Origin of the sequence: Micromonospora sp. CA-249363 (assembly GCF_050950185.1) — a bacterium.
Taxonomy (GTDB): Bacteria; Actinomycetota; Actinomycetes; order Mycobacteriales; family Micromonosporaceae; genus Micromonospora.
In genome coordinates, this window is record NZ_CP192020.1 from 1 (window position 1) to 14,218 (window position 14,218).

General features: G+C 69.3%; 11 protein-coding genes. 9 read left to right on the forward strand and 2 right to left on the reverse strand.

The genetic code is table 11. The annotated features are described in order from the left end of the window. From dnaA to ACQPZK_RS00030, 6 genes are all read left to right on the forward strand, one after another. Positions 1-1,821 (forward strand): chromosomal replication initiator protein DnaA, encoded by a 1,821-nt coding sequence (dnaA, locus tag ACQPZK_RS00005; RefSeq protein ID WP_433536314.1) that lies wholly within the window; start codon positions 1-3, stop codon positions 1,819-1,821. 355 nt (positions 1,822-2,176) lie between these two features. Beyond that, positions 2,177-2,449 carry a hypothetical protein gene (locus ACQPZK_RS00010; RefSeq protein WP_433536315.1) on the forward strand — a complete coding sequence of 91 codons (273 nt, stop codon included), beginning with the start codon at positions 2,177-2,179 and terminating at the stop codon, positions 2,447-2,449. Between the two features lie 212 nt (positions 2,450-2,661). After that, complete coding sequence (dnaN, locus tag ACQPZK_RS00015) at positions 2,662-3,795, forward strand: DNA polymerase III subunit beta (protein WP_433536316.1); 1,134 nt, start codon at positions 2,662-2,664, stop codon at positions 3,793-3,795. Between the two features lie 38 nt (positions 3,796-3,833). After that, positions 3,834-4,706, forward strand: a complete 873-nt coding sequence (gnd, locus tag ACQPZK_RS00020; RefSeq protein WP_433536317.1) for a phosphogluconate dehydrogenase (NAD(+)-dependent, decarboxylating) — start codon at positions 3,834-3,836, stop codon at positions 4,704-4,706. 16 nt (positions 4,707-4,722) lie between these two features. After that, entirely contained in the window at positions 4,723-5,856 is a 1,134-nt protein-coding gene (gene recF / locus ACQPZK_RS00025) for a DNA replication/repair protein RecF (RefSeq protein ID WP_433536318.1), read from the forward strand. A 61-nt stretch (positions 5,857-5,917) separates the two neighbouring features. Then, positions 5,918-6,478 (forward strand): DUF721 domain-containing protein, encoded by a 561-nt coding sequence (locus ACQPZK_RS00030; RefSeq protein ID WP_433539381.1) that lies wholly within the window; start codon positions 5,918-5,920, stop codon positions 6,476-6,478. 10 nt (positions 6,479-6,488) lie between these two features. On the opposite strand, the gene ACQPZK_RS00035 is transcribed toward ACQPZK_RS00030, so the two are convergent. After that, positions 6,489-6,716, reverse strand: a complete 228-nt coding sequence (locus tag ACQPZK_RS00035; RefSeq protein ID WP_433536319.1) for a hypothetical protein — start codon at positions 6,714-6,716, stop codon at positions 6,489-6,491. Between the two features lie 98 nt (positions 6,717-6,814). Here ACQPZK_RS00035 and ACQPZK_RS00040 point away from each other — a divergent pair, with 98 nt between their 5' ends. Next, positions 6,815-7,291 carry a MarR family winged helix-turn-helix transcriptional regulator gene (locus ACQPZK_RS00040; RefSeq protein WP_433536320.1) on the forward strand — a complete coding sequence of 159 codons (477 nt, stop codon included), beginning with the start codon at positions 6,815-6,817 and terminating at the stop codon, positions 7,289-7,291. Here the strand turns inward: ACQPZK_RS00040 and ACQPZK_RS00045 are convergent. Then, positions 7,276-7,830 carry a hypothetical protein gene (locus ACQPZK_RS00045; protein WP_433536321.1) on the reverse strand — a complete coding sequence of 185 codons (555 nt, stop codon included), beginning with the start codon at positions 7,828-7,830 and terminating at the stop codon, positions 7,276-7,278. The two genes, ACQPZK_RS00040 and ACQPZK_RS00045, sit on opposite strands and share 16 nt — an antisense overlap. Before the next feature lie 523 nt (positions 7,831-8,353). On the opposite strand from ACQPZK_RS00045, the gene gyrB reads away from it, so the two are divergent. Together gyrB and gyrA are read left to right on the forward strand one after the other, a co-directional pair. After that, positions 8,354-10,300 carry a DNA topoisomerase (ATP-hydrolyzing) subunit B gene (gyrB, locus tag ACQPZK_RS00050; protein ID WP_433536322.1) on the forward strand — a complete coding sequence of 649 codons (1,947 nt, stop codon included), beginning with the start codon at positions 8,354-8,356 and terminating at the stop codon, positions 10,298-10,300. A gap of 132 nt (positions 10,301-10,432) precedes the next feature. Then, positions 10,433-14,215 (forward strand): intein-containing DNA gyrase subunit A, encoded by a 3,783-nt coding sequence (gyrA, locus tag ACQPZK_RS00055; RefSeq protein ID WP_433536323.1) that lies wholly within the window; start codon positions 10,433-10,435, stop codon positions 14,213-14,215. Positions 14,216-14,218 lie beyond the last annotated feature (3 nt).

Genomic DNA, 14,218 nt, shown 5'->3' on the forward strand with positions numbered 1-14,218 from the left:
GTGGCCGGTACGACCGACCTTGCCGCGGTGTGGTTGGCGGCGACCGACGAGCTCGCCGACGAGATCATCTCCGCCCAGCAACGCGCCTACCTCCGGTTGACCCGGCTGCGGGCGATCGTCGAGGACACCGCGCTGCTCTCGGTACCGGACGCGTTCACCCGCGACGTGATCGAGTCGCGGCTCCGCCCGGCGATCACCGAGGCGCTGACCCGCCGACTCGGCCGGCCGATCCAGGTTGCCGTGACCGTACGCGTGGCGGAGGACGCCACCGGCCGCCCGGCCGGCACCGTCTACCGCAGCACCCCGGAGCCCGGGCCACTCGACGTCGACGAACCTCAGTCGGGCCCGTTCGGGGACGAGTACGCGGGACGAGCCATGGCCGACGACGCCCTCGGCGAGCAGCCGCGTCTGTCTGAGTCCGCCGTACCGCCGGCGCCGGCGGGTCCACCCCCCGCGCCGGCCCTGGACGGGCACCGGCCCGGGCTGATCCCGGCCAGCCGGGACGGGCAGGAGGCTCTGTTCAGCGCGGCCTTCGTCGAGCCGATGCGGTCGCCCCGACCGCCGACCGAGCGGCGCGGGTACGACGAGCAGGCGGCCCGCCTCGACCCGCCCGGCCCCGACACCCGGCCCTACGAGCCCCGCTACCGCGAGGACGCCTCGTCGCCCCGGGACCAGCACGTGATCCGTCCCCTGCCCCGCGACAGCGGAACGGACAGCGGCCCGGGTCGCAGCGGCATGGAGCACCGCCCCGGCGGGCGTGACGAGCGCCGACTGCCCGGCGCCGACACCGGTGGCAACCGGCTGAACCCGAAGTACATGTTCGAGACGTTCGTCATCGGCTCGTCCAACCGGTTCGCCCACGCGGCGAGCGTGGCGGTGGCCGAGTCGCCGGCGAAGGCGTACAACCCGCTGTTCATCTACGGCAGCTCCGGGCTGGGCAAGACGCACCTGCTGCACGCCATCGGGCACTACGCCACGACGCTCGGCAACGCCCGGTCGGTGCGGTACGTCTCGACCGAGGAGTTCACCAACGACTTCATCAACTCGCTCCGGGACGACAAGACCAGCGCGTTCCAGCGGCGCTACCGCGACGTCGACATCCTGCTGATCGACGACATCCAGTTCCTGGAGAACCGCGAGCGTACGCAGGAGGAGTTCTTCCACACCTTCAACACCCTGCACAACGCCAACAAGCAGATCGTGATCACGTCCGACCGGTCGCCGAAGCAGTTGGCGACGTTGGAGGACCGGCTGCGGACGCGCTTCGAGTGGGGTCTGCTGGCCGACATCCAGCCGCCGGACCTGGAGACGCGGATCGCGATCCTGCAGAAGAAGGCGGCGCAGGAGCGCCTCTACGCCCCGCCGGACGTGCTGGAGTTCATCGCCTCCCGGGTGTCGAACTCGATCCGCGAGCTGGAGGGCGCCCTGATCCGGGTGACCGCGTTCGCCAGCCTGACCCGTTCGACCGTGGAGTTGTCGCTCGCCGAGGAGGTGCTGCGGGACTTCATCCCGGACGGCGCCGGTCCGGAGATCACGGCGGACCAGATCATGGTGTCCACGGCCGACTACTTCGGGGTCAGCCTGGAGGATCTGCGCGGCCAGTCCCGCTCGCGCGTCCTGGTCAACGCCCGCCAGGTCGCCATGTACCTGTGCCGGGAGCTGACCGAGTTGTCGTTGCCGAGGATCGGGCAGGCCTTCGGTGGCCGGGACCACACCACCGTCATGCACGCGGACCGCAAGATCCGGCAGCAGATGGCCGAGCGGCGCTCGCTCTACAACCAGATCGCCGAGCTGACCAACCGGATCAAACAGAACACCTGAGGGGTACGACACCGCGCGACTCCCGGGACACGCCCGGCCGGATCTCCGGCCGGGCGTTCTTTGTGGACGCCACGACACCGCGACCTGACTCCGGACGGTGCTCGCTTCGACACGGAATGCACCGAACCCGCCGGCAACACAGGCTTCGGCTTGACCCTCGACATGGTGTAGGCCACAGGATCGGTGCCGTGTCCGGCTCGAAGCTCACTCGTTGTCCACAACTCGTTGTCCACCGGCGGTGGATAACTACGGTCGGTCCCGCGTCAGTTACCCACAGGCTGTGGAGAAACCCTGTGCATGACGCTGTGGACGCCTGGGGACGACGACGAAGTTTTCCACCGAAGATCGTCGGGCTGTGTACGACCTGTTGAAGGTTCTGGGGACAACGGCAATGGTGATCTTCTCGGTCGTCCACAACCCTGGGGAGAAAGTCGGTGGATTACCGGTGGACAACCAGTGGACAACGGTGGACAACTCGTCGTCGTCGCCGGGTTGTGGACAAGTGACGTGGTTTCACACCCGGTTCTCCACAGCCAACTCACCGGTGGATAACCTGTCTGAGCTGCGCAGACCCGAGTTCTCCACAGTTTGCACAGGTGCGATGAAGACGATGGGTTATCTCTTCTAAGAGAACAAAAACCAATCATCACCGTTGGGCTTTCTGTGGATCGGGCCGAACGCTGCCGGACAGGCCGGTCAGCATCGACACGATCCATGGGGTCGGGCGCACAGCCGATGTCCCCGCGCCCTAAGGTGCGATGGGTACCCGCACGGTCGGGCGGGACGGTAGGCAGCGGTCGGCATGAGAGAGTTGTCGCTGACGTCGACGCGGAGGCATTGATGAAGTTCCGAGTGGAGCGCGACGCGCTCGCCGAGGCCGTGGCGTGGACCGCGAAGAGCCTGCCCAACCGGCCGTCCGTACCGGTGCTCGCCGGGGTGATGCTCCGCGTCACCGACGGCAACCTGCGGGTCTCCGGTTTCGACTACGAGGTCTCCAGTCAGGTGACCGTCGAGGTGCAGGGTGACGCCGACGGCGCCGCGCTGGTCTCCGGCCGCCTGCTCGCCGAGATCACCAAGGCGCTGCCGGCCAAGCCGGTCGACATCGCCGCGGTCGGCGCCCACCTCGAGCTGGTCTGCGGCAGCGCGCGGTTCACCCTGCCCACCATGCCGGTGGAGGACTACCCCGCCCTGCCCGAGATGCCGCAGAGCGCCGGCACCGTCGACGCCGCGGCCTTCGCCACGGCGGTCGCCCAGGTGGCCATCGCCGCCGGCCGTGACGAGACGCTGCCGATGATGACCGGCGTCCGCGTCGAGCTCTCCGGCAGCACGCTGTCGATGCTCGCCACCGACCGGTACCGGCTGGCGCTGCGCGAGATCCAGTGGCGACCCGACGACCCCGAGGTCAGCATCAACGCCCTGGTCCCGGCCCGCACCCTGAACGACACCGCCAAGGCGCTCGGTCCGCTGGGCGGCGAGGTCACCCTCGCCCTCGCCCAGGGCGCGGCGGGCGAGGGCATGGTCGGCCTCGCCGGTGGAACCCGTCGCACCACGAGCCGGTTGCTCGACGGCGCCAACTACCCGCCGGTGCGCTCGCTCTTCCCGGCCACCCACAACGCCGAGGCGCGGGTGCCGGTAAGCACGCTGATCGAGGTGGTCAAGCGGGTCGCCCTGGTGGCCGAGCGCACCACGCCGGTGCTGCTCAGCTTCAGCGCCGACGGCCTGGTGGTCGAGGCCGGCGGCTCCGAGGAGGCACGGGCGAGCGAGGCGATGGAGGCCACCTTCACCGGTGACCCGCTCACCATCGGCTTCAACCCTCAGTACCTCATCGACGGTCTGGCAAACCTGGGCGCGCAGACCGCCCAACTCTCGTTCGTCGACGCTTTCAAGCCGGCGGTGATCTCACCCGCTGGCGAGGATGGTGAGGTCATTCCGGGGTATCGGTACCTCATCATGCCGATCCGCGTCTCTCGCTGATCGGCCCAGCAACACCAGATCCACGGAGGTAGGAACAAATGCAGCTCGGCCTGGTAGGACTCGGCCGGATGGGCGGCAACATGCGCGAGCGGTTGCGGGCTGCCGGCCACGAAGTGGTCGGATTCGATCACAACCCGCAGCTGAGCGACGCGGCTAACCTCGCCGAGCTGGCCCAGAAGCTCGAATCGCCGCGTGCCGTCTGGGTCATGGTGCCCGCCGGCGTCACCGATGCCACGATCGACGACCTCGCCGAGGTGCTCGGGGACGGCGACATCATCATCGACGGCGGGAACTCCCGCTTCAGCGACGACGCTCCCCGCGCCGAGCGGCTGAACAAGCGCGGTATCGGTTACGTGGACGTCGGCGTCTCCGGCGGCGTCTGGGGCCGACAGAACGGCTACGGGCTGATGGTCGGCGGCGCCCAGGAGCACGTCGACCGGCTCATGCCGATTTTCGAAGCGCTCAAGCCGGAGGGCGAGTTCGGCTTCGTGCACGCCGGCCCGGTGGGCGCGGGGCACTACTCGAAGATGGTGCACAACGGCATCGAGTACGGCCTGATGCACGCCTACGCCGAGGGCTACGAGCTGCTGACCGCGTCCGAGCTGGTGACCAACGTGCCCGGCGTGTTCAAGTCGTGGCGCGAGGGCACCGTCGTCCGCTCCTGGCTGCTCGACCTTCTGGACCGGGCTCTCGACGAGGACCCGGAGCTGGCCGACCTGAGCGGCTACACCGAGGACACCGGCGAGGGGCGCTGGACGGTCGACGAGGCGGTCCGGCTCGCCGTACCGCTGAACGTCATCACCGCCTCCCTGTTCGCCCGGTTCCAGTCGCGACAGGACGACTCGCCCGCCATGAAGGCCGTCGCCGCGCTGCGCCAGCAGTTCGGTGGCCACGCCGTCCACAAGCGCTGAGCGGTATCCACAACCTGTGTACGTCCGCCGGCTGGAACTGGTCGACTTCCGCTCGTACGAGCGGGTCGCCGTCGACCTCCAGCCGGGGGCGAACGTCCTGATCGGCGCCAACGGCGTCGGCAAGACCAACCTCGTCGAGGCGCTCGGTTACGTGGCGACCCTGGACTCGCACCGGGTCGCCACGGACGCGCCGCTGGTCCGGATGGGCGCCTCCTCGGCGGTGATCCGCTGCGCGGTCGTACACGACGGGCGGGAACTCCTCGTCGAGCTGGAGATCGTGCCGGGGCGGGCCAACCGCGCCCGACTCGGCAGATCTCCCGCGCGGCGGGCGCGCGACGTGCTCGGGGCGCTGCGGCTGGTGCTGTTCGCCCCGGAGGACCTGGAGCTGGTCCGGGGCGATCCGTCCGAGCGTCGCCGCTACCTCGACGATCTGCTGGTCAACCGGCAACCCCGTTACGCGGGCGTACGCGCCGACTACGACCGGGTGGTCAAGCAGCGCAACGCCCTGCTGCGCACCGCGTACCTCGCCCGCAAGACCGGCGGCTCCCGGGGCGGCGACCTCGGCACCCTCGCCGTGTGGGACACCCACCTGGCCCAGCACGGTGCGGAACTGCTCGCCGGCCGGCTGGAACTGGTCGCCGCGCTCACGCCGCACGTCGCCAAGGCGTACGACGCGGTGGCCGCCGGCCGGGGCGCGGCCGGCATCGCCTACCGGCCGTCGGTGGAACTGACCGAGCCGACCACCGACCGGGCCACGCTGGCCGAGGCGCTGACCACCGCGCTCGCCGCCTCGCGGGCCGCCGAGATCGAACGGGGCACCACGCTCGTCGGGCCACACCGTGACGAGCTGGCCCTGTCACTCGGCCCGCTGCCCGCCAAGGGGTACGCGAGCCACGGCGAATCCTGGTCGTTCGCGCTCGCGCTGCGACTCGCCGGCTACGACCTGCTGCGCGCCGACGGCATCGAACCGGTCCTGGTGCTCGACGACGTCTTCGCCGAGTTGGACGCCGGCCGTCGGGAGCGGCTGGCGGAGCTGGTGGGCGGGGCGAGCCAACTGCTGGTCACCTGTGCCGTGGACGACGACGTGCCGGCCGCGTTGCGGGGCACCCGCTACCAGGTCGGCGAGGGGACGGTAAGCCGTGTCGGATGAGCCAGAGGCCCGGCCGGAGCGCGCCGCGTCCACCGGCAGCGGCCGACAGGCCGGGGACGCCGTGCGTGGGCGTACCCCACAAGCTGGGGCGACCGACGGGCAGCCGGAGGGGCCCAGCGGCCCGGAGCTGGCGCGGGCGGTGCTCGACGCCGCGCTGTCCCGCCGGCAGGCGGCAGCGCGCACCCGGCGCACCTCGGGCGGTGGCGGTGGCAACGACGGCGGCTCGGGACGGCGGCTGCGTGGCTACTCCGGCCCCGGGCCCGACCCGCGCGACCCGCAGCCTCTGGGCGCGGTGCTGAACCGGCTGGTTAAGGCGCGGGGCTGGCAGCAGCCCGCGGCCGAGGCCACGGTGTTCGGCGCGTGGGAGCGGGTGGTCGGCGCGGAGGTCGCCCAGCACAGCCGGCCCGTCAAGCTGGAGAACGGCGAGTTGACCGTGGAGGCGCGCTCGACGGCCTGGGCCACCCAGTTACGTCTGCTGGCCGGCTCGTTGCTCAAGCAGATCGCCCAGGAGGTCGGCCACAACGTGGTGCGCAAGCTGCACATCCACGGCCCGGCCGCGCCGTCCTGGCAGAAGGGCCCACGCCGGGTACGCGGGCGGGGACCGCGCGACACGTACGGCTGAGCCGGCCCGCTCAGCGTCGCCGGCCGGCCTCCCGGGCCGCACGCTTGCGCTCGCGCTGTTCCTGCGTGTAGCGCTTGCGCTCGGCCAGGTCACGCTTCCACGCCTCGCGGGCGGCCGTCGAACCGCCCTGTACCGCGCCCTGCACACCGTCGGCCGGCCCCGCGAAGTGCCGGAAGGCCCAGCTCAGCAGTCGACCGCCCTCGCCCGGTGCCCTGGTGCTCGCGCCGTCCTCGCTCATCTGCCGTCCCTCCGCATGCTGTGACCCAGAGTTGCCACACCAATGGTTGGTGCACCAACCATCTGTACGATAGTTGCCGTGCGCGAGGAGATCAACCGATGAGCGACCAGCCGCAGGCCACCGATCCGCTGGCGCTGGAGCAACAGGTCTGCTTCGCCCTGTCGGTCGCGGCGCGCAGCGTGGTGGCCGTCTACCGGCCCCTCCTGGAGCCGATGGGCCTGACCCACCCGCAGTACCTGGTGATGCTGGCGCTCTGGCAGCACGCGCCGTTGTCCGGCCGCGACCTCAGCCGCCTGTTGCAGCTCGACCCGGGCACCCTGTCACCCCTGCTCAAGCGGCTCGAAGCGGCCGGCTACCTGCGCCGGGAACGGGACGCCGCCGACGAGCGCAGCCTCGCCGTCACCCTCACCGCCAGCGGCGTGGCCCTGCGCGCCCAGGCCGAGCGGATCCCGGCCGCGATCGTCGAGCGCCTCGGACTGCCCGTTGAGGACCTGCAACACCTGCACGCGGCGCTCACCCAGGTGATCGCCGCCGCCAACCGGCCCGCCGGCCCGGAGGTTCAGGCGTCCGCGTAGACGGCGAAACCGCGCTCGGCGCAGCGCCGGTAGAACGCCGCAAGGACGCCCAGCTCCGCACAGGTGAAGTTCCACTGCGGCGGATCACCGCTCTCGTCGCGCAACGCGTCGAGACGGGTGTCCAGCCAGCGCAACTGCTGCTCCGCCAGCCGCCCGTCGCCGAGCAGTGCCCGCAGCACCGTACTCACCGAGTCGAAGGTGACCGCCTCGCCGTACTCCCGGTGGCCGGCCACGAACCGTTCGATGCCGCCGGCGATCCAGGCGCAGCCGTCCGGGTCGATGACCGGATCCTCGTCCTCGGCCGCGGCGTCTGTGGCGTACAACACACCTTCGAGGCCGAGCAGGAGATCCACCAGCTCGGTGTACGCGGTTGCCCGGACGGTGCCGGTCTTCGCGATCAGCTCGGCCAGCGCCGCCGTCGGCGCGGAGATCCGGGGGATGTCGACGATCTCGCCGAAGTCGACGAACTCGGCCGGCGCCACCGGATCGTAGAAGCGGCCGGTCCGCGGCCAGTGCACCGCGACGTTGTCCAGCCCCATCTGTCACCTCTTAGAGAGCACGTGTCGGGTCGATCGGGTCGATCGTCCCGGTTACGGCCGGTAAAGATCAAGGCCGCTACCCGGGGCGCCGCAAACGTACGGCACGGACGATCCGACCGCGACCCCCGACCCGCCCGGGCGCGGGTCAACCCGTTCGAGGGCGGCGCGTCCGAACAGAGCCTGGCGTGTGGGGGGAGTCGAGGGTAACGGGGTTCTGCCGGCTATGGACATCTCAGCCGCCTCGTTGAGGGTGCCGAGTGGCGGTTCTGTCCCCCGCGCACAGTAGGATTGACAGCGAGACGAAGACCCGGTGCGGGCGAGGGAATGGGGCCGGTGGCCCCAGGTCATTATCCACTCCGGGTCGAGCCGATCGCGATCCGCGGGCGACCGCGGCGACCGGCGCGTTCGACCCGTCGTCCGGAGGTCTCCGGCACCGGTCCGCGCGCCGACGTCGCGTCCTGTCCCGCCGAACCCGCGCCCGACGCGCCCCACCGGCGCCGACGACGCGAGAAAGTGGCCGAGGGTGGCAGCGCAGGACAAGCAGGAGTACGGCGCAGAGTCGATCACCGTTCTCGAAGGTCTGGAGGCGGTCCGCAAGCGGCCCGGTATGTACATCGGGTCCACCGGCGAACGCGGTCTGCACCACCTCGTCTGGGAGGTTGTCGACAACGCGGTGGACGAGGCGCTCGCCGGGTACTGCGACACCATCGACGTGGTGCTGCTCGCCGACGGCGGCGTCCAGGTCACCGACAACGGCCGAGGGTTCCCCGTGGACCTGCACCCCAAGCTCAAGAAGCCGGGTGTCGAGGTCGCGTTGACCGTGCTGCACGCGGGCGGCAAGTTCGACGGCAAGGCGTACGCCGTCTCCGGTGGTCTGCACGGCGTCGGCGTCTCCGTGGTGAACGCGCTCTCCACCAAGATGGCCGTGGAGATCCACAAGTCCGGCTTCGTGTGGCGGCAGCAGTACCACAACTCCAAGCCCACTCCGTTGGAGAAGGGCGAGAGCACCGACCGCACCGGCTCGGCGGTCTCCTTCTGGCCGGACTCGGACGTCTTCGAGACCGTCGACTTCGACTTCCAGACCATCTACCGGCGGCTGCAGGAGATGGCCTTCCTCACCCGTGGCCTCACCATCCACCTGCTCGACGAGCGGGTCGCCGAGGGCGAGGACGGCAAGCCCCGCGAGGTCACCTTCCGGTACGACGGCGGCATCGCCGACTTCGTCCGGCACCTCAACGCCTCGAAGAACCCCATCCACAAGACGGTGGTGGAGTTCGGCGCCGAGGAGGAGGGCATGTCCCTCGAGATCGCCATGCAGTGGAACGAGTCGTACGGCGAGTCGGTCTACACCTTCGCCAACAACATCAACACGCACGAGGGCGGCACCCACGAGGAGGGCTTCCGCTCCGCGCTGACGAGCGTCGTCAACCGCTACGGCGCTGACAAGAAGCTGCTCAAGAGCGACGAGAAGCTCTCCGGTGAGGACATCCGCGAAGGGCTCGCGGCGATCATCTCGGTCAAGCTCACCAACCCGCAGTTCGAGGGCCAGACCAAGACGAAGCTCGGCAACACCCCGGTCAAGAGCTTCGTGCAGCGGGTCTGCAACGACCGGCTGGTCGACTGGTTCGACCGCAACCCGGCCGAGGCCAAGATGATCATCCAGAAGGCGTCCCAGGCGGCGCGTGCCCGCATCGCCGCGCAGCAGGCCCGCAAGCTGGCCCGGCGCAAGTCGCTGCTGGAGTCCGGCTCGATGCCCGGCAAGCTCGCCGACTGCCAGTCGACCGACCCGCGCGAGTCCGAGGTCTTCATCGTCGAGGGTGACTCGGCGGGCGGCTCGGCCAAGCAGGGTCGTGACCCGCGCGTCCAGGCGATCCTGCCCATCCGAGGCAAGATCCTCAACGTGGAGAAGGCCCGGATCGACCGGGTTCTGAAGAACAACGAGGTGCAGGCGCTGATCACCGCGCTCGGCACCGGCATCCACGACGACTTCGACATCGAGAAGCTGCGCTACCACAAGATCGTCTTGATGGCCGATGCCGACGTCGACGGCCAGCACATCCAGACGCTGCTGCTCACCCTGCTGTTCCGCTTCATGCGTCCGCTGGTCGAGCTGGGGCACGTCTACCTGGCTGCTCCGCCGCTCTACAAGATCAAGTGGAACAAGAAGGGCGACGACGCCCAGTACGCGTACTCGGACCGGGAACGCGACGGGCTGGTGGCACTGCGCCAGCAGAAGAAGGCGAACGCCAAGCCGGACGACATCCAGCGGTTCAAGGGCCTCGGCGAGATGAACTATCCCGAGCTGTGGGAGACCACGATGAACCCGGCCACCCGCACCCTGCGTCAGGTCACGCTCGACGACGCTGCAACCGCAGACGAGTTGTTCAGCGTCCTGATGGGTGAGGACGTCGAAGCCCGGCGGTCGTTCATCCAGCGCAACGCCAAGGATGTGCGGTTCCTGGACATCTGACGGACGTCGGCGGGCCAGCCCGGGTTCTGCCCCGGCCGGCCCGCCGGTCCACAGAGTTATCCACAGCTTGGCGGCTATCCACAGCCGTTATCCACAGCACGAAAACGACTCTGAGTCTGATAAGGGTATACAGTGACCGATTCCCCCGAGTCCACACCGAACGAGCCTGAGGTACCTGCCGAGGCCATCGCCGCGGTGGTCGCGCACGACCGGATCGAACCGGTCGGGCTCGAGGTGGAGATGCAGCGCTCCTACCTCGACTACGCGATGAGCGTCATCGTCGGTCGCGCGCTGCCGGACGTCCGGGACGGGCTCAAGCCGGTCCACCGCAAGATCCTCTACGCCATGTTCGACTCCGGCTACCGGCCGGACCGCGGCTACGTGAAGTGCTCGCGTGTCGTCGGCGACGTGATGGGTCAGTTCCACCCGCACGGCGACTCGCCGATCTACGACGCGCTGGTCCGGATGGCGCAGCCCTGGTCGCTGCGCTACCCGCTGGTCGACGGCAACGGCAACTTCGGCTCGCCGGGAAACGATCCGGCTGCCGCGATGCGCTACTGCGTATCCGGAGATGTCCGCATTCGTACCGCTGAGGGCAGCGTGCGGATCGCGGACGTGGTGGCGGACGCCGCGCCGTCCAGCGAGACCGACATCGACCTCAAGGTCCGCGACCGCAACGGCGACCTGGTCCGCGCCAGCAAGTTCTTCCACTCCGGCGAGCACCCGACGCTGCGGCTGCGCACCCGCGAGGGGTACGAGCTGACCGGCACCCACAACCACCCGGTGCTCTGCCTGGTGGACGTGGCCGGCGTGCCGACCCTGCTGTGGAAGCTGCTCGCCGAGATCGCCCCCGGCGACCGGGTGGTCCTGCAGCGCAGCGTGCCGGACGAGTTCGGCTACCCGATGCTGGAGCACATCGAGGCAGCCGTCCTCGCCGGCGCTTTCGTCAGCGAGGGGTGGGTCTCGCCGAACCGGGCCGGTTTCAACAACGTGGACCGGGAGTTCTTCGTCCGCGTCCTCGCTGCCTACGACCTTGCCGTCGGCGGGCCCCGCTACGTGAGCGAGCGGGTCATCGCCTCTGGCAGCACCCTGCACGAACTCGACGTGCAGGATCTCAGCGCGCTGCGCGCGAGCTTCCTCGCCGAGCTGGTGGGCGCTCGGAGCGCCGCGAAGTTCGTTCCCGAGTTCGTCTGGCAGGGGCCGGCCGCGGTCAAGCGGGCGTTCCTCCAAGCGCTGTTCGAGGGCGACGGCTCGTCGTCGCTGCTGCCGCGCAACACCATCCAGATCTCCTACTCGACGCGCAGCGAGCGCCTGGCGGCCGAGGTCCAGCAGTTGCTGCTGGAGTTCGGTGTGATCAGCCGGCAGACCCGCTACGACAAGGGCGAGACCAAGGTCGTGGTGACCAACCGCCGGGACGCCCGGATCTTCGCCGCGCACGTCGGTTTCCTCGGCCGTAAGCAGGCCAAGCTGGAGGCCGAGCTGGCGCAGGTGCCGGCGAGCAGCACCGCGCTCTCCAGCGACCACGTGCCGTTGGTCGGCGACTTCATCCGCGAGCACGGCGCGACGCGCTGGACCGAGCAGGACTGGCTGCGCCGGCACAACGTGGACCGCATCGAGCGGTGGGAGCGGGACCGGGCCGAGATCGCAGCCCGCATCACCAACTCCGAGGTGCTCGACGTGGTCGAGCCGTTGGTTGACGGGCGTTTCTACTACGCCGAGGTGACGCAGATCACGGACGCCGGCGTCCAGCCGGTCTACAGCGTCCGGGTGGACACCGACGACCACTCGTTTGTGTCGGACGGGTTCGTCAGCCACAACACCGAGTGCAAGCTCGACCCGCTGGCCATGGAGATGATGCGGGATATCGACGAGGACACCGTCGATATGCAGGACAACTACGACGGCCGGGCCAAGGAGCCCACGATCCTGCCGTCGCGGATTCCGAACCTGCTGGTCAACGGGTCCGAGGGCATCGCGGTCGGCATGGCCACCAAGATCCCGCCGCACAACCTGCGGGAGATCGGCGCAGCCGTGCAGTGGTGCCTGGAGCACCCGGAGGAGGACGAGGCGACCACCCTCGAAGCCCTGCTCGGCATCGTCAAGGGTCCGGACTTCCCGACGTACGGCCTGATCGTCGGCACGAGCGCGATCCAGGACGCGTACCGCACGGGTCGCGGTTCGATCCGGATGCGCGCCGTGGTGGAGGTCGAGGAGGACAAGCGGGGTCGTCCCTGCCTGGTCGTCAGCGAGCTGCCCTACCAGGTCAACCCGGACAACCTCGCCGAGCGGATCGCCGAGCTGATCAAGGAGGGCAAGCTCGCCGGGATCGCCGACATCCGCGACGAGTCCTCCGGTCGTACCGGTATGCGCCTCGTGCTGGTGCTCAAGCGCGACGCGGTCGCCAAGGTGGTGCTGAACAACCTCTACAAGCACACGCAGCTTCAGGAGACGTTCGGCGCCAACATGCTGGCGCTCGTCGACGGGGTGCCGCGCACGCTCAACCTGGCGCAGTTCATCCGGTACTACGTCGAGCACCAGATCGACGTGATCCGCCGGCGGACCGCGTACCGGCTGCGCAAGGCCGAGGAGCGGGCACACATCCTGCGGGGCCTCGGCAAGGCGCTGGACGCGCTGGACGAGGTGATCGCCCTGATCCGGCGCTCTCCGACGGTGGACGACGCCCGGCAGGGCCTGATCCGGCTGCTGGAGATCGACGAGATCCAGGCGACCGCGATCCTGGACATGCAGCTGCGCCGGCTCGCCGCCCTGGAGCGGCAGCGGATCATCGACGACCTGGCCAAGCTCGAGATCGAGATCGCCGACCTCAAGGACATCCTCGCCAAGCCCGAGCGGCAGCGGAAGATCGTCTCGGAGGAGCTGGGCGAGATCATCGCGAAGTGGGGTGACGATCGGCGCACGCAGATCGTCCCGTTCGACGGCGAGGTCTCGATGGAGGACCTCATCGCCCGGGAGGACGTGGTCGTCACGATCACCCGGACGGGGTACGCCAAGCGGACCAAGGTCGACCTGTACCGCTCGCAGCGGCGGGGCGGTAAGGGCGTCAGTGGCGCCACGCTGCGGCAGGACGACATCGTCAGCCACTTCTTCGTGTGCTCGACCCACGACTGGATCCTGTTCTTCACGAACAAGGGCCGGGTGTACCGGGCCAAGGCGTACGAGTTGCCGGAAGCCAGTAGGGTAGCCAAGGGCCAACACGTGGCCAATCTGCTCGCCTTCCAACCGGATGAGCAGATCGCGCAGATCATCGAAATCCCGGACTACCAGGTAGCCCCCTATCTGGTACTGGCCACGAAGAACGGCCTGGTGAAGAAGACGCGGCTCGAGGAGTTCGACTCCAACCGTTCCGGCGGCATCATCGCGATCAACCTGCGCGATGAGGACGAGCTGGTCGGTGCTGCTCTGGTGGCGCCGGAGAATGACCTGCTGCTGGTCTCCAAGAAGGCGCAGGCGATCCGGTTCAACGCCTCGGACGAGGCGCTGCGGCCGATGGGACGGGCCACCTCGGGTGTGATCGGCATGCGCTTCACGGACGACGACGTCCTGCTCGCCATGGAGGTCGTTCGGGAGGGTCTGGACGTCCTGGTGGCCACGAACGGGGGATACGCGAAACGTACCCCGATCGAGGAATACCCGGTGCAGGGCCGGGGAGGTAAGGGCGTGCTGACTGCGAAGATCACCGAACGGCGCGGTGGTCTGGTCGGTGCGGTGGTGATCGATCCGGACGACGAGCTGTTCGCGATCACCAGCAACGGTGGTGTCATCCGGACTCCGGTGAAGCCTGTACGCCGTACGCGTGACCGGAACACAATGGGGGTCAAGCTGATGGACCTCCCGGACGGCGTGACTATCGTGGCGATTGCTCGCAATGCCGACGAGCCTGACGAACAGGACTAGTTG

Coding starts and splice junctions, on each gene's coding strand:
- ACQPZK_RS00035 (WP_433536319.1), bottom strand. CDS start 6,716: ATGAGCGAGGACGGCGCGAGCACCAGGGCACCGGGCGAGGGCGGTCGA.
- ACQPZK_RS00045 (WP_433536321.1), bottom strand. CDS start 7,830: ATGGGGCTGGACAACGTCGCGGTGCACTGGCCGCGGACCGGCCGCTTC.
- gnd (WP_433536317.1), top strand. CDS start 3,834: ATGCAGCTCGGCCTGGTAGGACTCGGCCGGATGGGCGGCAACATGCGC.
- dnaN (WP_433536316.1), top strand. CDS start 2,662: ATGAAGTTCCGAGTGGAGCGCGACGCGCTCGCCGAGGCCGTGGCGTGG.
- ACQPZK_RS00040 (WP_433536320.1), top strand. CDS start 6,815: ATGAGCGACCAGCCGCAGGCCACCGATCCGCTGGCGCTGGAGCAACAG.